Genomic DNA, 16955 nt, shown 5'->3' with positions numbered 1-16955 from the left:
GGCGATGGAAATCGCGCTATGCTTTCCCCCAGATCCGGAAAACCGGACATGGCAGAGGCAGTGACGGCAGGATATCCATGACCGAGATGGTCTTTGGCACGGCTCAGGTGCGGGCAGGCGATCCGATTCTTCCCAGATGGTGGCGAACCGTCGATAAATGGTCCTTGGCCTGTGTGCTGGGGCTGTTTGCGATGGGCATCCTGCTGGGGCTGGCGGCGTCGGTGCCTTTGGCAGAAAAGAACAATCTGCCCAGATTCTACTATGTCGAACGACAGGCGATGTATGGCGGTCTTGCGCTAATCGTCCTGCTGGTCTTCTCGATGATGTCGCCCCGGCAAGTGAGGCGCTTCGGGGTCATGGGTTTCGCTGTGGCGCTGCTGATGCTTTTCGTCCTGCCGGTACTTGGGACGGATCACGGCAAGGGCGCGGTGCGCTGGTTGAGCATTGCGGGATTTTCCTTGCAGCCGTCGGAATTCCTCAAACCGGGTTTCGTCGCGCTTTGCGCATGGTTCATGGCGGCAAGTCAGGAAGTGGGTGGCCCGCCGGGCAGGCTTTATTCCTTCATAACAGCCGGGGTAATCGTGCTGCTGCTGGCGTTGCAGCCTGATTTCGGGCAGGCGTCGCTGGTGCTGTTCGCCTGGCTGGTGATGTATTTCGTCGCGGGTGCGCCGATGGTGCTGTTGATGGGCGTGGCTGGCATGGCGGCGCTGGGCGGCTTTTTCGCCTATGGCGCGTCCGAGCATTTCGCCCGTCGGATCAATGGCTTTCTGTCACCCGAGATCGATCCCCGCACCCAGATCGGCTATGCGACCAACGCCATTCAGGAAGGCGGATTTTTTGGGGTCGGCGTGGGCGAAGGCACAGTGAAGTGGTCACTGCCGGATGCGCATACCGATTTCATCATCGCAGTCGCCGCCGAGGAATACGGGCTGATCATGGTGCTGGCGATCATTGCGCTGTACTGCACCATCGTTGTGCGCAGCCTGTTCCGTCTGCTGAAGGAACGTGATCCTTTCACCAGAATTGCCGGTGCCGGGCTGGCCTGTTCTTTCGGGGTCCAGGCGCTGATCAATATGGGGGTCGCGGTCCGGCTGCTGCCCGCCAAGGGCATGACATTGCCCTTCGTCAGCTATGGTGGCTCGTCGATCATCGCGTCCGCGGTCACGCTGGGAGCGCTGCTGGCGCTGACGCGCACCCGTCCTCAGGGCGAAATCGCTGAAATCCTTCGGCGGAGACGCTGATGCCCGCACCGCTTGCACTGATTGCTGCCGGGGGAACCGGCGGACATATGTTTCCTGCGCAGGCGCTGGCCGAGTTGCTGCTTGCCGAAGGATGGCGGGTGAGATTGTCCACCGATGAGCGCGGCGCACGCTATGCCGAGGGTTTCCCCGAGGCGGTCGAGCGCTCGGTGGTGCAATCCGCGACCACGGCGCGGGGTGGGGTCATCGGCAAGCTGACCGCGCCATTCAAGATTGCCGCGGGGATATTGGCGGCACGTGCCGCGTTCCGGCGTGACCGGCCCTCGGTCGTGATCGGATTCGGCGGCTATCCGACCATTCCGGCGCTTGCCGCAGCGGTCAGCATGGGCCTGCCGCGCATGATCCACGAACAAAACGGTGTGATGGGCCGGGTGAACCGGCTGTTCGCGCCACGGGTTCATCGCGTGGCCTGTGGTATCTGGCCCACGCGGTTGCCTGATGGCGTCGAGGCCGTCCATACCGGCAATCCGGTCCGCGCCTCGGTGCTGGAGCGGGCAGGGGCGGTCTATGATGCGCCGGGCGATGGTGATCTGCATCTTCTGGTGATCGGCGGTTCGCAAGGGGCACGGATATTGTCGGATCTCGTGCCAGGCGCCATTGCGGCCTTGCCGGCAGAGATGCGCGCGCGGCTGCATGTCAGCCATCAGGCCAGAGCCGAGGATGGGGACAGGGTGACCAAAGCTTATCAGGCTGCGGGTATCCGCGCCGATGTGCAGTCCTTTTTCAATGACGTTCCCCAGCGGATCGCACAGGCGCAGCTGGTGATCAGCCGGTCGGGCGCCTCTTCGATCGCCGATATGACCGTGATCGGGCGTCCCGCGATCCTGATTCCTCTGGCGACCGCTGCCGGGGATCATCAGACGGCCAATGCGCAGGCGCTTGCCGATGCAGGGGCGGCATTCGTCCTTTCGGAAGCGGTGCTTGATGCCGAAACCCTGACACGCGACATCCGCGCCATACTGACGGATCCTGTGCAGGCTGGAAAAATGGCTGCTGCTGCCGGTGAACTTGGCCGCCCGGACGCGGCACGGCGGCTTTACGATATCGTGATGGAGATCAAGGAATGAACGCGGCGACCAAACTGCCCGGAGAACTCGGCCCGATCCATTTCGTCGGCATCGGCGGCATCGGCATGTCCGGCATCGCCGAGGTATTGCTGACGCTTGGCTATGCGGTGCAGGGCAGTGACCTGAAACGCTCGAAGATTACCGACCGGCTGGAGGGTCTGGGCGCGACGATATTCGAGGGGCAGGAGGCCGGGAATATCGAGGGCGCCGGTGTGATCGTGATCTCGACCGCGATCAAGAAGGGCAATCCCGAACTCGAAGAGGCCCGCCGCCGTGGCCTGCCCGTGGTGCGCCGCGCCGAGATGCTGGCCGAGCTCATGCGGATGAAATCGAATATCGCCGTCGCGGGCACCCACGGCAAGACGACGACGACGACCATGGTCGCAACCCTGCTGGATGCGGGCGGGCTGGATCCGACCGTTATCAATGGCGGGGTGATTCACGCCTATGGCTCGAACGCCCGCGCCGGTGCGGGCGAATGGATGGTGGTCGAGGCGGATGAAAGCGATGGTAGCTTCAATCGTCTGCCGGCCGATATCGCCATTGTCACGAATATCGACCCCGAGCATATGGAGCATTGGGGCAGTTTCGATGCTCTGCGGAAGGGTTTTTATGATTTCACCTCGGGGATTCCGTTCTACGGTCTGGCGGTGTGCTGTACCGATCATCCCGAGGTGCAGGCGCTTGTCGGCCGGCTGACCGATCGCCGGGTGGTGACGTTTGGCTTCAATACGCAGGCCGATGTGCGCGCGGTCAATCTGCATTACGACAAGGGTATCGCGCATTTCGATATTGCGCTTCAGGCCGAGCGGGACGAGACAGGCGAGGGTTTCCTGACGATCGAAGGCTGCACCCTGCCGATGCCGGGGGATCACAACGTCTCGAACTGTCTCGCGGCGGTCGCCGTCGCGCGGCATCTGGGCATGAAAAGATCCGAGATCCGCGAGGCGCTGGCGAATTTTGGCGGGGTGGGGCGCCGTTTCACGCGTGTGGGCGAAGTGGACGGCGTCACCATCATTGACGATTACGGCCACCATCCGGTCGAAATCGCGGCAGTGCTGAAGGCCGCGCGTCAGGCAAGTTCGGGCCGGGTCATCGCCGTGCATCAGCCGCATCGCTATTCGCGTCTGTCCAGCCTGTTCGATGATTTTTGCACCTGTTTCAACGAAGCCGATGTCGTCGCGATTGCCGAGGTCTATGCCGCCGGCGAAGATCCGATCCCCGGCGCCACGCGGGACGATCTGGTCGCTGGATTGATTGCCCATGGTCACCGACACGCCCGCGCAATCCTGAGTGAAGAGGATCTGACGCGGCTAGTCCGGGAACAGGCCCGGCCCGGCGATATGGTCGTCTGCCTGGGTGCGGGTACGATTTCGGGCTGGGCCAATGCCCTGCCTGAACGCCTGCGGGACCAACCGGCATGAACGCCATGTACTCGATCTCGGGCGGGTTGGCATTGCTTTGGCTTTTTCTGGCATGTTTCCTGCCGCGGCGCTCGCCCGTGGGGCAGGCGCGTCTTGTGGCGGGCATGATCGCCATAGGTGTTCCGATCCTGGGCTGGCTGACCCTGCATTGGGGGCCTGCTGTGGGAATATGTGCGTTTGCGGCAGGGCTCGGCGCGATCCTGCATCGCAACCGGCAGGATATGCGCGAAAATATCGATCAAGGAGATGACGGCGCGGATTTGTCAAAAAGAGCGCTTCGCTGAATTTCCGACAGATATCTGGCCCGGGCCACGGCCTGCCGGTGCAGATTGACCTTCGGCAAGGCCCTGTTTACCAGCATGTCATGACATTAGAACTTCCTACACCCCGCGGTGTCCTCACACCAAACCGCCGCCTGGACAGCCTGACATGGCTGCGGGTCGGTGGCCCGGCAGACTGGCTGTTTCAGCCTGCGGATACGGAGGATCTTGCCGGATTTCTGCGCGATCTCGCCGCGGATATGCCGGTTTTTCCGATCGGCGTCGGCAGCAATCTGATCGTGCGGGACGGCGGAATCCGCGGCGTGGTCATCCGGCTTGGGCGCGGGTTCAACACGATCACGGTCGAGGATGATCGGGTCATCGCAGGAGCGGGAGCCTTGGACGCTCATGTCGCCCGCCGGGCAGCGGATGCCGGCCTGGATCTGACATTTCTGCGCACGATTCCCGGCTCGGTCGGGGGGGCGGTCAGGATGAATGCGGGGTGCTATGGCTCCTATATCGCCGATCATCTGCTTGAAGCCCGGGGCGTGTCGCGTGACGGAAGACCGGTCGTCCTGACCCCGGACGATCTGCGTTTCGCCTATCGCCATTCCGAATTGCCCGAAGGATGGGTCATTACCGAGGCGGTTCTTGGGGCCGGGAAGGGCGATCCGGATGCATTGCACGCGAAAATGGCTGCGCAGCTGGCCCGGCGAGACGAGACCCAGCCCACGAAGGAACGCAGCGCCGGCTCGACCTTCCGAAATCCGGCCGGGTTCAGTTCGACGGGGCAGGCGGATGATACGCATGACCTGAAGGCATGGTCGCTGATCGACCGTGCGGGGCTGCGCGGCCATAGCTGGGGTGGCGCGCAGATGTCCGAGAAACACCCGAATTTCCTGCTGAATGCGGCGGGAGCAACGGCTGCCGACCTTGAGGCTTTGGGCGAACTGGTCCGCCGTCGTGTGCTTGAGGATAGCGGTCAGGAGTTGCAATGGGAGGTGATCCGTATCGGAGAACCCGCAGCCGAACAGGATGAGACCTGATTTTCGGTTGTTGTCTTGCCGGAATCCTGCCGCGAACAGCCGGCGATCAGATCATTCTTTACACCGGTAAGATCATAATATCCGCCCAACCGCAAAAAGGCTCTTTTGTGATTCGGCCTTTGCGGTTATCCTGCGAAAACAATGATTGCAGGATCGGGAAAAACCCGACCGCATCGAACCAGACAAGTCCCGGATCAACCGGGTGACAAGAGGCAGAAACGTGACGGGCAGGTCGAGCAGGACAGCCCATACCGTAGCCGTTCTGATGGGTGGCCCCTCGGCCGAGCGCGAGGTGTCGCTGTCATCGGGGCGTGAATGCGCTGCGGCGCTGCGGGTGGCGGGCTATGATGTGATCGAGATCGAACTCGGTGCAAGCCGGGGCGGCGATATCGTTGCCCGGCTGGCTGAGGCGCGTCCCGATGTCGTTTTCAATGCATTGCACGGCCGCTGGGGCGAGGATGGCTGCGTGCAGGGCATCCTTGAATGGCTGGGGCTTCCCTATACGCATTCCGGAGTCATGGCTTCGGCCATGGCCATGGACAAAACCGTAGCCAAGTCGGCATTCCGTGCAGCGGGCCTTCCGGTGCTCGAAAGCGTGATTGCCGATGCCGTGGATGTCGGTCGCAATCATGTTCTGGTGCCGCCCTATGTCGTCAAGCCGAATAACGAAGGCTCCTCGGTCGGGATCTATATCGTGCATGACGGCGCCAATGCCCCTCCGCAACTCGCCGATACGATGCCTGCAAGTGTCATGGTCGAGACTTATGCCCCCGGGCGCGAACTGACGACGACGGTGATGGGCGACCGGGCGTTATGCGTGACCGAAATCATCACCGATGGCTGGTATGACTATGACGCAAAATACAAGGAGGGTGGATCGCGGCATGTTCTTCCGGCGGAATTGCCCGGTGATATCACTGAAGCTTGTCTAGATTATGCCCTTCGGGCGCATCGCGCGCTTGGTTGCCGCGGTCTGACGCGGACGGATTTCCGGTGGGACGAAGCGCGTGGACTGGACGGGCTGATCCTTCTGGAGGTCAATACGCAGCCCGGTATGACTCCGACATCGCTGGCCCCTGAACAAGCCGCGCATATGGGAATCGACTTCCCTGCATTGATGCGCTGGATGGTGGAGGATGCGCTGTGTCATTCGTGATCGACCATCGTCCCGGGCGTCAGTCAGAACCGCCTTTGCCGCGGCCCAAGCGGGATCCTGCGCCTTCTCGCCTGAAATATCGGCTCGAACGGATGTGGCTGACACCGCTTTACCGGCGGGTGGTCCGGGTTGGCTTGCCCGCTTTTCTGATCGCGATGACCGCCGGGCTATGGATGGCGGATGAGGGGCGCCGTGCAATGCTGACCGACGGGATCGCCGGAGTGGTCGAGAAGATCCAGAGCCGCGATGCCTTTCAGGTCAAGATGATGACGATCGAGGGTGCCTCGCCTGCGGTTGACAAGGCCTTGCGGGGAATGTTGCCGATCGATCTTCCCGCTTCCAGCTTTGATATAGATCTGGTGGCACTGCGCCTGCAGGTTCTGCAACTCGACGCCATTGAAGATATTGATTTGCGGATCAAGCCCGGCGGCGTGCTGTCGGCGGTGGTGAAAGAGCGCGTCCCTGCATTGCTTTGGAGACATCCCCGCGGGATCGAGATGCTGGATGCCACCGGGCACCGGGTGGCCGGGGTGACTTCGCGTGATGTTCGCCGGGATCTGCCATTGATCGCCGGCGTGGGCGCGGATCAGGCCAGCGAAGAGGCATTGGAACTGATCGATGCTGCCGGGCCGATCCTTCCGCGTGTGCGCGGACTGGTACGCCGGGGCGAGCGCCGCTGGGATTTGGTTCTGGACAAGGGACAGCAGATCAAACTGCCTGCGGAAGGCGCGGTAACGGCTCTGGGCGCCGCAATCGCGATGCATCAGGCGGAGGATATTCTGGGCCGGGATATCCGCGTGGTCGATCTGCGGAATCCGTCGCGTCCGATCGTCCAGCTTGGGACCGATGCACAGAACACGATCCGTTCGGCGCGAGGGCAGCCTTTGCTGGGGCCGGATGGAAAGCCATTAGAAGAAGAAAAGGGGGGCTGAACAGTGGCGGAACTGTATCAGACGCAGCGGGCTATGCGGAACATGCGGCGGGCAGCCCTGCAACGCGGGGTGATCGGGATCCTGGATATCGGCACCTCGAAGATCGCTTGCATGGTGCTGAAATTCGATGGTTCGGGAACCATGCGCGAAACCGATGGCGTCGGACCCATGGCCGGGCAGGCGAATTTCCGGGTGATCGGGGCGGCCTCGACCCGTTCGCGTGGGGTGCGTAAGGGCGAGATCGAGACCATGGCCGAGACCGAGCGTGCGATTCGCACAGTGGTGGCGGCGGCGCAGAAGCTGGCCGGCGTTCGGGTTGATCATGTCATTGCCTGCATGTCGGGGGGGCAGCCGTCATCTTATGGACTGGATGGCCAGATCGTACTCGAATCCGGCAAAGTGACCGAACATGACGTCGCCTCGGTGCTTGCATCCTGCGAGGTTCCCGACTTCGGACGGGGACGAGAAGTTCTGCACGCCCAGCCGGTGAATTTCGCAGTGGATAACCGCAGCGGTCTGTCGGATCCGCGGGATCACGCGGGCAATAAACTGGCCTGCGATATGCATGTGCTGACGATCGACGGCGATCTCATCGGCAATCTGGTGCAATGCATTCGCCGCTGCGATCTGGAGCTGGCTGGAATTGCCTCGGCTTCCTACGCATCGGCGCGCGCGGGGCTTGTCGAAGATGAGCAGGAACTGGGGGCCGCATGTATCGATTTTGGCGGTGGCGGCACTGGCGTTTCGATTTTTGTTAAGAAACACATGATCTTCTCGGATAATATTAGAATCGGCGGAAATCTCATCACGCAGGATCTTGCCCAAGGGCTGCGCGTTTCGCTTCCGGTGGCCGAGCGCCTGAAGACGTTGAACGGAGGAGTCGAGGCGACCGGTCGGGATGATCGCGAGATGATCGAGGTCGGGGGCGATACCGGCGACTGGGAAGCAGATCGCCGCACCGTCAGCCGTGCGGATGTGATCGGGATCATGCGCCCCCGAGTTGAAGAAATTCTGGAAAATGTGCGCCAAACCCTTGATGCAGCAGGATTCGATCACATGCCCAGTCAGCAGATCGTCTTGACCGGGGGCGGCAGTCAGATTCCGGGGCTGGACGGGTTGGCGACGCGAATCCTTGGGCCGAATATTCGTTGCGGACGTCCCTTGCGTATCGATGGGCTGGCACATCAGCTGACGGATCCCAGTTTTTCAAGCGCGGTCGGGTTGGCCTTGTTCGCCGCTCATCCGCAGGATGAATGGTGGGATTTCGAGATGCCGGCGGACAGCTATCCGGCGCGCAGCCTGCGCCGTGCATATCGCTGGTTCCGCAACAACTGGTAGACGCGCCGGCTCTGGTGCGGCGTGGAATTGGTGGGGTGCCAAGCTCAACCACCATATTCGGGTAGTTTGGCAAGATACCGCCGAGAGTTGCGGTAATAACCGCAATATTTTGCGGTCAGATTGTGTTTTTCGGGTGACGGGGAAAGCCATATTCGTTACGATCATCCTAATAACAGGGATTCGGACGGGTGAATCACACCCGCGATGATCAGCGACAGACAGGCGGAAACCATGAACCTCAATCTGATGATGAACGACGAACAAGAGCTGAAGCCTCGCATCACCGTTTTCGGTGTTGGTGGTGCGGGCGGCAACGCGGTCAACAACATGATCGAGAAGCAACTCGACGGGGTCGAGTTCGTGGTTGCGAATACCGACGCTCAGGCGCTTGCCCAGTCCCGGGCGACCAGCCGCGTGCAGATGGGGCCGAAAGTGACCGAGGGTCTTGGCGCAGGCGCCAAACCCATCATCGGCGCGAAGGCTGCTGAAGAAACGATCGAGGATATCGTCGATCATCTGATGGGCGCCCATATGTGCTTCATCACAGCCGGGATGGGCGGCGGCACCGGCACCGGGGCTGCGCCGATCATCGCGCAGGCCGCGCGCGAGATGGGCATCCTGACCGTCGGCGTCGTGACGAAGCCGTTCCAGTTCGAGGGAACGAAGCGGATGCGTCAGGCCGAAGAAGGCGTCGAATCGCTTCAGAAGGTCGTCGATACGCTGATCATCATTCCCAACCAGAACCTGTTCCGGCTGGCGAATGAAAAGACCACCTTTACCGAAGCCTTCGCCATGGCAGACGATGTTCTGTATCAGGGCGTCAAGGGCGTGACGGACCTGATGGTTCGTCCGGGCCTGATCAACCTTGATTTCGCCGATGTTCGCGCCGTCATGGATGAAATGGGCAAGGCGATGATGGGAACCGGCGAGGCTGCGGGCGAGAATCGGGCGCAAGAGGCCGCGGAGCGCGCCATTGCCAACCCGCTTCTGGACGAGATCAGCCTGAATGGCGCCAAGGGCGTTCTGATCAATATCACCGGCGGCTATGACATGACCCTGTTCGAACTGGACGAGGCCGCCAATGTCATCCGCGACAAGGTGGATGGCAACGCGAATATCATCGTCGGTTCGACGCTGGATCCGGATATGGAAGGATCGCTTCGCGTATCGGTCGTGGCGACCGGTATCGACGCGTCTGCCGCCATCGAAGATGTGCCTGCGCCTCGTCGCAGCATGGCCGAGCCATTGACCCAGAACCCGCCCGTCATGCGCGAAGCGAATGCAGAGGCGGATGCCGATCTGGCCGTGCCGCCACGCCGTATTCCGGCGGCTGTCAGCGAAAAAACTGAACTCGCCGCGAAGCAGGCCATTGATGACGACCTTCCGCCTCCGGCTTGGCAGGGCCGTGCGCCGGCCCGTACGGCTGCGGTTCATATCGACGACAACCCCGATGATTTCGTTGCTCCCAGCCGCCCGGCAGGCCAGCCCCGGCCAGAAGTGCAGGAGCGGCTGCGCAGAGCGGTCGAGCAGCAGGGCGCGCCCATGGCCGAGCGCAAGGAACGCAAGCCGCAACAGCCTGAAACCGATTCCAAGGGCATTCAAAGCCGGATGAGCGGTCTGGGCCGGATGCTTGAAAGAATGGCCGGACATCAGGATCAGGGCGGACAGACGAAACCTGCGGCATCCTCGATCGCAGAGCGTGTCAACGAGCGTGTGGCGGCCCGCAACCGCCAGCAGGAAACGGATTTCGATGACCTCGCCAGTCCCGATCATGCCGAGGACAATGTCGAGATTCCTGCTTTCCTGCGCCGTCAGGCAAATTGAGCGTATCACAAATTTAACCGATAATGATTCGGGAAGAGCCGCAGTCAGCGGCTCTTTTTTTGTTCTTAATCAGATGTCTATAGGGGGTATGTGTGTTGATATCTTCAAAGCGGCTGCGAATGTTACAAACGTTCATAATTCGTTAATTGAACCTCTGTGTGGCTCGTCTTAGCTGGATAGCTACCGGAAGAACTCTGTTTCCGGAAAAGAACAAAGGCAGGCTGGACCATGCAGGCAACGCTAAAAACGAATGTGATCTTTGAAGGAGTCGGCTTGCACTCGGGTGCCCCGGCTCGTCTGGAGATTCGTCCCGCACCGGCTGGTCATGGCATCGTGTTTCGCCGGATCGATCTGAAGCCGTCGGTTGATATCCCTGCAAGATGGGATTTCGTGACTCCGTCGAAACTGTGCACCTTGCTTGATAACGGGCAAGGTCAGACGCTTTCCACGGTTGAACATATCATGGCGGCGCTGGCGGGTACGGGTATCCATAACGCCCTGATCGAAGTCGACGGGCCCGAGGTGCCGATTCTGGACGGATCCGCTGCGCCTTTCGTTGCCGGTATCCTGCGTACGGGTATCGAGATGCATGCCGAGCCGCTGCGTGCGATTCGCGTCTTGCGCCCTGTCGAGGTGCGCGACGGCGAGAGCTTTGCGAGACTGCGCCCTGCCGATCATCTTGAGATCGAGTTCGGTATCGATTTCGTGGACGAGGCAATCGGCCATCAGGAAAAGCGCCTGGATATGGCCAATGGCGCATTCCTGCGCGAATTGGCGGATAGCCGGACCTTCTGCCGGCAGTCGGATGTGGATGCGATGCGCAAAAGCGGGCTGGCTTTGGGCGGTACCTATCTGAACGCGGTGGTTGTCGACGGCGCGCAGGTGCTGTCGCCGGGCGGATTGCGCCATCGGGATGAGGCCGTGCGGCACAAGATGCTTGATGCGATGGGCGATCTGGCGCTTGCCGGTGCTCCGCTTCTGGCGCGTTATACCGGGCATCGGGCAGGTCATGCGATGACCAACCGCCTGCTGCGTGAATTATTCGCCGATCCGACCGCGTGGACGTGGGAAATCTGCTCACCTTCGCTTGAAGAACGCCTGCCGGGCGCCGGCGTCGCCAACTATCGCTATGCGGCCGAGGGCGAGCTTCTCGTGCGGTGATGCACGGGTCTTTATGCATGTTTCGACCCCAAATGGCCCTATCAGCGACAGGGCCATTTTTCACCGGAAAATTCTTTTGTGATTTTCAAAGGATTGCCATTTTGCGCCCCCTGATGTTCTGTGCTAGGAGGTTGCGGCTGCCAGACCTAAAGGGCGGCGGCACAGCAGAATCGTTGGGCAGGTGAAGATGGTGCGCTCGAAATTCTCGGCTTCCTTGATGGCTGCTGTTCTGGCAGGCATGACTCTCGCAGGGTGCTCTGCTCTGCGTGATTCGGATGATGACAAGCAGAATCTGGAACGCTTCACTGCCGAGCAGATCTATAAACGTGGCGAATACGAGCTTGAGAACAATCGCAAGCCCGAAGACGCCGTTCATTATTTCAGTGAGGTCGAACGGCTTTACCCCTATTCCGAATGGGCCAAGCGGGCATTGATCATGCAGGCCTATGGGTATCACCGGGCGGGTGATTACGAAGAGGCGCGGGGTGCTGCCCAACGTTTCATCGCGACCTATCCCGGCGATCAGGATGCGGCTTATGCCAAATACCTGCTTGCGCTTTCCTATTACGACCAAATCGATGAGGTCGGGCGCGACCAGGGACTGACCTTCCAGGCGCTGGTGGCGCTGCGTGAGGTGATCGAGGAATATCCCGACTCGGAATATGCCCGCAGCTCGATCCTGAAATTCGATCTCGCATTCGACCATCTGGCTGCCAAGGAAATGGAGATCGGGCGCTATTACCTGAAGCGTGGCCATTATACGGCGGCGGTTAACCGGTTCCGTGTCGTTGTCGAGGAATATCAGACGACCACACAGACGCCCGAGGCATTGATGCGTCTGGTCGAGGCCTATCTTGCGCTTGGTCTGACGGATGAAGCGCAGACCGCAGGCGCCATTCTTGGACATAACTTCCAGTCTTCCCCATTCTATACGGATGCATATCGTCAGTTGCGTGGGCGCGGTCTGACGGCCGAAGCGCGCGGGGATAGCTGGCTGACCAATGTCTATCGTCAGGTGGTTCAAGGGAAATGGCTGTGAGCTGCTAGGCCACAGCAGCCGGAAAGAAGCCATGCTTCAATCGCTGGACATCCGCGACATGCTGCTGATCGACCGGCTGGATCTGGAGTTTCAGCCGGGGCTGAATGTACTGACCGGCGAAACCGGCGCGGGCAAGTCGATCCTCCTGGATTGTCTGGGCTTTGTTCTGGGCTGGCGCGGACGTGCCGATCTGGTTCGGACGGGTGCGGCTCAGGGCGAAGTGACAGCAGTGTTCGACCTTCCGAAAGATCATCCGGCGCGGGGGATACTGGCCGAGGCCGGAATCGAATGTGAAGAAAATGAGCTGATCCTGCGCCGCGTGAATGGCGCGGATGGACGAAAGACCGGCTGGATCAATGACAGGCGAAGCTCTGGCGAGGTATTGCGCAAGCTGTCGGAATATCTGGTCGAGTTACACGGTCAACATGATGATCGTGGTTTGCTGAATCCACGCGGGCATGCTGCGCTGCTGGATGCATTTGCGCGGATCGACAAGGGGCCGGTCCGGCAAGCATGGGCATCCCGGCGCGATGCCCGGCGCAGGCTGGCCGAAGCCGAGGCAGCTTTGACCAAGGCCCGCGAGGAAGAGGATTTCCTTCGCCATGCGGTTGCGGAACTGGACGAATTTGCCCCACGGCCCGGCGAAGAAGCAGAACTGGATACGCGCCGGCGCAGCATGCAGGCCGCTGCGCGAATCCGGGAAGATGTCGCCCGCGCCTTGCAACTTCTTGGGGTCGAAGGGGCCGAATCCGCAATTCTGGACGCAAATCGCTGGCTTGAAGGGGCGGCAGACTCGGCAGAAGGACGGCTGGATGCCCCGATCTCTGCTCTGTCGCGTACACTGGTTGAGCTGGGTGAAGCTTATGCCGGCGTCGAAGCCGCGCTTTCGGAAATGGAATTCGATCCCCACGAACTGGAAACCAGCGAAGAACGGCTGTTTGCGCTCCGGGCTCTTGCCCGAAAGCACGATGTTCTGCCGGACGATCTGGCAGGTCTTGGCGACGATCTTCGTGTACGGCTTGAACGGATTGTTTCAGGTGAGCAGTCATTGACGGAACTGCGCAAACAGGCCGAGGCGTCGGAACGTGAATGGCAGACCGAGGCGGATGCCTTGACGGCGATACGTCGTGAGGCTGCCGTCCGCCTTGACAAGGCGGTGATGGCCGAGCTTGCACCGCTGAAGATGGAACGCGCCGTTTTCCAGACCGGCATTACCCAAGGCGATCCGGGCTCCGATGGTCAGGACGATGTTGCATTTACGGTGGCAACCAATCCGGGAGCTCCTGCCGGACCCCTGGACAAGATTGCTTCGGGGGGCGAGTTGTCGCGTTTTCTGCTTGCGCTGAAAGTATGTCTGGCACGGGGAAACGATGCGTTTGTGCTGATCTTCGATGAGATTGATCGGGGCGTTGGCGGCGCGACGGCTGATGCGGTCGGAAGGCGATTGAAGAAACTGGCACAGGATGCGCAGGTTTTGGTCGTAACCCATTCCCCGCAGGTGGCCGCATTGGGCGACAGGCATTTCTTTGTCTCGAAATCGGTCGAAGACGGCATCACGACCTCGGCCGTTGCAGAGTTGAACCCCGAGGCGCGGGTGCAGGAAATTGCCCGGATGCTGTCAGGAGACAAGGTGACCGATGCCGCCAAGGCGGCAGCGAGATCCTTGCTGGACGGATCGGAATGAGATCGATGGCGATGCGCCGGGCGCAACAGCATGCAGGTCCCTGCCGGGATGCCCATACCGACTGAAATCTTCGGCTTCAGGCTTCAAATTCGTGACGGATGTGCTTATTGGATGCTCGTCAGGGGGCACCGCCCGTCCGGGTGGGCTGGCGATGAAAGAGATGACAGTGAATATGGTGCATCGTGGAATTGACTGAACAGCGCGGGAAACAGAGGGTGATCAGCTTCCTGCAGCCCGGTTACCAGTCGTTCACGCCAATACATGCAGAGACGATGCATTTTGAATTCTGAACAATGGCTTGAAATAACGGCATGCGAACTTCGAAATTCGCTGAACGCTGAAAGAACCCGATCCGGTTTGTGAAGGAAGATGAAATGGACATGCAGGCTGAAACCTATCAGGTCACCGCGGACGAGTTGCGGCAATTCGTCGAGCGTATCGAAAGGCTGGAGCAGGAAAAGAAAGATATCGCCGATCAGATCAAGGAAGTATTCGCAGAAAGCAAAAGTCGCGGCTTCGATGCCAAGGCGCTCAAATCGATCATTTCCTTGAGAAAGAAAGACAAGGATCAACTGGCCGAGGAAGAAGCGGTGCTGGAGCTCTATAAGGAAGCTTTGGGAATGGTTTAGGCGTCGTTACCCGATCGGACCCGTGTTTTCAAAGCGACCCGGGTGGGACCGCTCTGACGGGCAAGTGCGCAGCTCATCGGCGTCGCGCGTTCGCACGACACCAATCCGGCAGCTTATCCGGCGGAGCTCCGTCTTACAGGATCGTGTTGATCCTGAGCGGCGAAAAGCCGCGCCTCTCTGGGCAGCAGTTCCTTCAGCTTGCGCATCGCGCGATAGGCGTTATTCGCAACTGCATGCTCACTTGCTGCGCTTAGAAGGATGCGGCTGTCACGGTCGTCGAAGACCTGGCTAAGCTGTTCTATGGCGATTATCAGTTGCTTGCGGCCCCGATCGGGATCCGTGGTACCAGCGATCAGAAGCTGTGCGATATAGCAGGCTCGGGAAACCGGAGTTTTGGCATCATCCGGATGAATCGCGTCTTTCAGGCGTAGAATATGGGTATTTGGCGTCTTGATCGTAAAGCTGGTTCTACGGGCGCCGTTTTCGATGACCGCGCCGTTGATCAGGATGCGTTCATTCGGGTTCAGTTTGAGAGTAAGACCGCTCATGCCTGCACCTCGCCACGCAAACCTTTCATGACTGACATATTGATATCGATCAGAACGTCGACGGAAAGCTTTCGAAACATGACAGCGCGGCCGTGTCGAAGCGAAAAATCGGCAAGCGACAACAGCCCGGCCTTGGCATTATCCGGAAGTTTATTACCCTCACTCAGCAGATCCGAAGACAGAATGGTCCAAAGGCGATTATTGTGATCCACGGCATCGATGATCTTCAAATGATCGTTATCTGCGGATGCGTTTCGCAACAGGCGGGTGACGCGGGCTAAGGCGTCGTATTCCGTGTCACGGGGGGTGCGCGTAATCTGCGCGCCGTAACCATGCGATGAGGATGTTGCAATCGCGCTCACGTTAGTCGTTCCCGGACTGAAATGTTAGGAGATCCGGGACGCCGATATGCGTCCCGGAGGTTCTTGAGGGGGTTCCGGTTAGCGGAACAGGGCCAGAACCGCGCCCGGCGCCTGGTTGGCGATGGACAGTGACTGGATGCCAAGCTGCTGCTGGGTCTGCAGGGCTTGCAGGCGGGCCGAGGCCTCTTCCAGGTTGCTGTCGACCAATGCTCCGATGCCCGAGGTCAGGTTGTCCTTGATCTGACCTACCGATTTTTCCTGCGCTTCGATGCGGTGTTGTTTCGCGCCGAGTTTCGCAGCGGCGTTGATCGAGAATTCGATCAAGGCTTCGACGCTGGTATCGGTATCGGCCGTAACAGTTGACGTTACCTTCCCGGTGGTCGCGTCGACTGCGTGATCGACGGCCCCACTGATAAGTGCTTCAGCCGCCTTGGAGGTGGTTGGCTTGGTCCATGCCGCCAGTTTGTCGTAGACTGCGGTAGTAAAGTCCTGGGACTGGACGACGATCGCCGTATGACCGGTAGTTGTTGCGCCATAGCTGCGGTCAAGAGAGGCAAGAACGGTATATTGTGTTGCCGGATCGCCGCCGGTTCCACCCGTGTTCAGCAGATTCACGCCGTTAATTTGCGACGAATCGATCTTGGCCTTGATTCCGTCAATCAGTTCGCTGATCTCGTCCCAGTTTTTTGCCACATCCTGATCAGAATTGGACGAAGCTGTCAGGCGATCCTTGATGATTTTCAGGTCATCGACGATGCCATTGGCATTTTCAACCGCGGTCGAGACAACCTTTGATGCGACATTAAGGCCCTGTTGAATCGTCTTGAAAGCATCGCGGTCGGTCTCCATCGTCTTGGCGACGGCCCAGATGGCCGAACCGTCGGCGGCGGTGTTGATGCGCTTGCCGGTCGAGATTTCACGCTGGGTTATGCCCAACATCTTGTTGGTGTTTTTCAGCGTTTGCAGCGCGACGATGGCGCCGTTATTGGTCAGAATGCTGGTCATTCACATTATCCTGTAAAAAGGCGAATTATCCGCCAGAGTTTCGGTAACATGGCCTTCTGACCGGGCTGGGTATCCCCACGACTTCTGTTCGAGATCGGTTCTATCGAGGGGTGGTTGACGGTTCGTGAAGAAAACCGCGTCATAAGTCCGAGAAATAATACAATTTTATCGAGTTCCGGAATTGCAGTGCCTGCGGGATGCGGCGTGCAACAAAAACGGCC

General features: G+C 60.0%; 16 protein-coding genes. 13 read left to right on the top strand and 3 right to left on the bottom strand.

What is annotated here, in order from left to right; all coding sequences use genetic code 11:
- The first annotated feature begins 77 nt into the window (after nt 1-77).
- From ftsW to D3P04_RS07055, 13 genes are all read left to right on the top strand, one after another.
- Nucleotides 78-1241 (top strand): putative lipid II flippase FtsW, encoded by a 1164-nt coding sequence (ftsW, locus tag D3P04_RS07115; RefSeq protein ID WP_119747329.1) that lies wholly within the window; start codon nt 78-80, stop codon nt 1239-1241.
- A complete protein-coding gene (gene murG / locus D3P04_RS07110) occupies nt 1241-2326 on the top strand; it encodes an undecaprenyldiphospho-muramoylpentapeptide beta-N-acetylglucosaminyltransferase (RefSeq protein ID WP_119747327.1) in 1086 nt (361 codons plus the stop codon). Before ftsW ends, murG begins: the two co-directional genes overlap by 1 nt.
- Nucleotides 2323-3750: a UDP-N-acetylmuramate--L-alanine ligase gene (gene murC, locus D3P04_RS07105; protein WP_119747325.1), complete on the top strand. Its 1428-nt coding sequence runs from the start codon at nt 2323-2325 to the stop codon at nt 3748-3750. The genes murG and murC overlap by 4 nt, the downstream gene beginning before the upstream one ends.
- Nucleotides 3747-4034, top strand: a complete 288-nt coding sequence (locus D3P04_RS07100; protein WP_119747323.1) for a DUF2484 family protein — start codon at nt 3747-3749, stop codon at nt 4032-4034. The genes murC and D3P04_RS07100 overlap by 4 nt, the downstream gene beginning before the upstream one ends.
- Nucleotides 4035-4114: 80 nt before the next feature.
- Nucleotides 4115-5056 carry a UDP-N-acetylmuramate dehydrogenase gene (gene murB / locus D3P04_RS07095; protein ID WP_119747321.1) on the top strand — a complete coding sequence of 314 codons (942 nt, stop codon included), beginning with the start codon at nt 4115-4117 and terminating at the stop codon, nt 5054-5056.
- Nucleotides 5057-5321: 265 nt separating this feature from the next.
- Nucleotides 5322-6212, top strand: a complete 891-nt coding sequence (locus D3P04_RS07090; protein WP_232844928.1) for a D-alanine--D-alanine ligase — start codon at nt 5322-5324, stop codon at nt 6210-6212.
- On the top strand, nt 6200-7144 hold the full coding sequence (locus D3P04_RS07085; RefSeq protein WP_232844919.1) for a cell division protein FtsQ/DivIB: 945 nt from the start codon (nt 6200-6202) through the stop codon (nt 7142-7144). The genes D3P04_RS07090 and D3P04_RS07085 overlap by 13 nt, the downstream gene beginning before the upstream one ends.
- A 3-nt stretch (nt 7145-7147) precedes the next feature.
- On the top strand, nt 7148-8482 hold the full coding sequence (gene ftsA, locus D3P04_RS07080) for a cell division protein FtsA (protein ID WP_119747319.1): 1335 nt from the start codon (nt 7148-7150) through the stop codon (nt 8480-8482).
- A 231-nt stretch (nt 8483-8713) separates the two neighbouring features.
- On the top strand, nt 8714-10306 hold the full coding sequence (ftsZ, locus tag D3P04_RS07075; protein ID WP_119747639.1) for a cell division protein FtsZ: 1593 nt from the start codon (nt 8714-8716) through the stop codon (nt 10304-10306).
- Between the two features lie 228 nt (nt 10307-10534).
- On the top strand, nt 10535-11467 hold the full coding sequence (gene lpxC, locus D3P04_RS07070; protein ID WP_119747317.1) for a UDP-3-O-acyl-N-acetylglucosamine deacetylase: 933 nt from the start codon (nt 10535-10537) through the stop codon (nt 11465-11467).
- A 187-nt stretch (nt 11468-11654) separates the two neighbouring features.
- Nucleotides 11655-12506, top strand: a complete 852-nt coding sequence (locus D3P04_RS07065; RefSeq protein ID WP_182912763.1) for an outer membrane protein assembly factor BamD — start codon at nt 11655-11657, stop codon at nt 12504-12506.
- Nucleotides 12507-12537: 31 nt separating this feature from the next.
- Nucleotides 12538-14190 (top strand): DNA repair protein RecN, encoded by a 1653-nt coding sequence (gene recN / locus D3P04_RS07060; RefSeq protein WP_119747315.1) that lies wholly within the window; start codon nt 12538-12540, stop codon nt 14188-14190.
- Between the two features lie 374 nt (nt 14191-14564).
- On the top strand, nt 14565-14819 hold the full coding sequence (locus D3P04_RS07055; RefSeq protein ID WP_232844918.1) for a DUF2312 domain-containing protein: 255 nt from the start codon (nt 14565-14567) through the stop codon (nt 14817-14819).
- 113 nt (nt 14820-14932) lie between these two features.
- Here the strand turns inward: D3P04_RS07055 and flbT are convergent, their stop codons facing one another.
- The 3 genes from flbT to D3P04_RS07040 form a co-directional block, all read right to left on the bottom strand.
- Entirely contained in the window at nt 14933-15367 is a 435-nt protein-coding gene (gene flbT / locus D3P04_RS07050) for a flagellar biosynthesis repressor FlbT (RefSeq protein ID WP_119747314.1), read from the bottom strand.
- Nucleotides 15364-15729 carry a flagellar biosynthesis regulator FlaF gene (flaF, locus tag D3P04_RS07045; protein WP_119747312.1) on the bottom strand — a complete coding sequence of 122 codons (366 nt, stop codon included), beginning with the start codon at nt 15727-15729 and terminating at the stop codon, nt 15364-15366. The genes flbT and flaF overlap by 4 nt, the downstream gene beginning before the upstream one ends.
- 78 nt (nt 15730-15807) lie before the next feature.
- Nucleotides 15808-16734, bottom strand: a complete 927-nt coding sequence (locus D3P04_RS07040) for a flagellin N-terminal helical domain-containing protein (protein ID WP_119747310.1) — start codon at nt 16732-16734, stop codon at nt 15808-15810.
- Between the last annotated feature and the right edge of the window lie 221 nt (nt 16735-16955).

Origin of the sequence: Paracoccus onubensis, from assembly GCF_003591515.1 — a bacterium.
Taxonomy (GTDB): Bacteria; Pseudomonadota; Alphaproteobacteria; order Rhodobacterales; family Rhodobacteraceae; genus Paracoccus; species Paracoccus onubensis.
This window is presented reverse-complemented; position numbering and strand designations above follow the sequence as displayed.

Bases quoted from the DNA above. Each gene is read 5' to 3' on its own strand.
- ftsW (WP_119747329.1), top strand. From the start codon at position 78: ATGACCGAGATGGTCTTTGGCACGGCTCAGGTGCGGGCAGGCGATCCG.
- murG (WP_119747327.1), top strand. From the start codon at position 1,241: ATGCCCGCACCGCTTGCACTGATTGCTGCCGGGGGAACCGGCGGACAT.
- murC (WP_119747325.1), top strand. From the start codon at position 2,323: ATGAACGCGGCGACCAAACTGCCCGGAGAACTCGGCCCGATCCATTTC.
- D3P04_RS07100 (WP_119747323.1), top strand. From the start codon at position 3,747: ATGAACGCCATGTACTCGATCTCGGGCGGGTTGGCATTGCTTTGGCTT.
- murB (WP_119747321.1), top strand. From the start codon at position 4,115: ATGACATTAGAACTTCCTACACCCCGCGGTGTCCTCACACCAAACCGC.
- D3P04_RS07090 (WP_232844928.1), top strand. From the start codon at position 5,322: ATGGGTGGCCCCTCGGCCGAGCGCGAGGTGTCGCTGTCATCGGGGCGT.
- ftsZ (WP_119747639.1), top strand. From the start codon at position 8,714: ATGAACCTCAATCTGATGATGAACGACGAACAAGAGCTGAAGCCTCGC.
- lpxC (WP_119747317.1), top strand. From the start codon at position 10,535: ATGCAGGCAACGCTAAAAACGAATGTGATCTTTGAAGGAGTCGGCTTG.
- D3P04_RS07065 (WP_182912763.1), top strand. From the start codon at position 11,655: ATGGTGCGCTCGAAATTCTCGGCTTCCTTGATGGCTGCTGTTCTGGCA.
- recN (WP_119747315.1), top strand. From the start codon at position 12,538: ATGCTTCAATCGCTGGACATCCGCGACATGCTGCTGATCGACCGGCTG.
- D3P04_RS07055 (WP_232844918.1), top strand. From the start codon at position 14,565: ATGGACATGCAGGCTGAAACCTATCAGGTCACCGCGGACGAGTTGCGG.
- flbT (WP_119747314.1), bottom strand. From the start codon at position 15,367: ATGAGCGGTCTTACTCTCAAACTGAACCCGAATGAACGCATCCTGATC.
- D3P04_RS07040 (WP_119747310.1), bottom strand. From the start codon at position 16,734: ATGACCAGCATTCTGACCAATAACGGCGCCATCGTCGCGCTGCAAACG.